The sequence below is a fragment of the Caballeronia humi genome (assembly GCF_001544475.1).
Taxonomy (GTDB): domain Bacteria; phylum Pseudomonadota; class Gammaproteobacteria; order Burkholderiales; family Burkholderiaceae; genus Caballeronia; species Caballeronia humi.
In genome coordinates, this window is record NZ_FCNW02000184.1 from 1 (window position 1) to 1,296 (window position 1,296).

The 1,296-nt window shown below is 63.1% G+C and carries 1 protein-coding gene; it reads right to left on the bottom strand.

The features are described 5' to 3' along the window. On the bottom strand, positions 1-1,296 hold a 1,296-nt coding region (locus tag AWB65_RS34910), incomplete at both ends, for an NAD-dependent succinate-semialdehyde dehydrogenase (RefSeq protein ID WP_087671267.1).

Sequence of the window (1,296 nt, forward strand, 5' to 3'; positions counted from 1 at the left end):
CCAAACGGCGCGACTTCGTTCGAAATCAAACCGGTATTGATGCCGACCATGCCGTATTCCAGCGCTTCCGCCACGCGCCATACCCGACCGATATCACGGCTATAAAAATAAGCGGCGAGGCCGAATTCCGTGTCGTTCGCCATGTGAACGACTTCATCATCCGACGAGAATCTGAAAATCGGCGCGAGCGGTCCGAATGTTTCTTCTTTCGCGACTTTCATCTCCGGCGTGACGCCGGTCAAAACCGTCGGTTCAAAGAAGCCGTGGCCGAGCGCGTGACGCTTGCCGCCGGCAACGATCGATGCGCCTTTATTCAGCGCGTCTTCGATATGCGATTCGACTTTCAGCACCGCCGCTTCGTTGATCAACGGCCCGAGCGCAACGCCGCTTTCCGTGCCGCGTCCGACTTTCAGCTTGCCAACGGCTTCGGCCAATTTGCCGGCGAATGCGTCATAAACACGCTCGTGCACGTAAAACCGGTTCGTACACACGCAAGTCTGCCCGCTGTTCCGATACTTCGACGCGATTGCGCCTTCGACTGCGGCATCGATATCCGCATCGTCGAACACGATGAACGGAGCGTTGCCGCCCAGTTCCAGCGACACTTTCTTGACCGTCGGCGCGCTTTGCGCCGCGAGCAACCGCCCGACCGCCGTCGATCCCGTGAACGACAGCTTGCGCACGACCGGATTGCTCGTCATCTCGCCGCCGATCGCCTTCGGATCGCCGGTGACGATGCTCAGCACGCCCTTCGGCACGCCTGCGCGCTCGGCGAGCACGGCCATCGCGAGCGCGGAGAACGGCGTCGCTTCGGCTGGTTTCACGACAATCGGACAACCCGCCGCGAGCGCCGGCCCGACCTTGCGCGTGATCATCGCCGCCGGGAAGTTCCACGGCGTGATCGCGGCGCACACGCCGATTGGCTCCTTCGTCACGACGATGCGTTTATCGGCGGCGGGCGAGGCGAGCGTATCGCCCGCGACGCGTTTTCCCTCCTCCGCGAACCATTCGATGAACGACGCCGCGTAACCGATCTCGCCCTTCGCCTCGGCGAGCGGTTTGCCTTGCTCGGTCGTGAGGATCAGCGCCAGATCGTCGGCGTTTTCCATCATCAGCTCGTACCAGCGGCGCATGATCGCGGCGCGTTCTTTCGCCGTCTTCTTGCGCCACGCGGGCCACGCCGCGTTGGCCGCGTCGATCGCGCGGCGCGTTTCGGCCGCGCCCATCTTCGGCACGGTTCCGAGCGAAGCACCATTCGACGGATCGACGACTTCGAAAGTCGCGCCATCGTCGGCG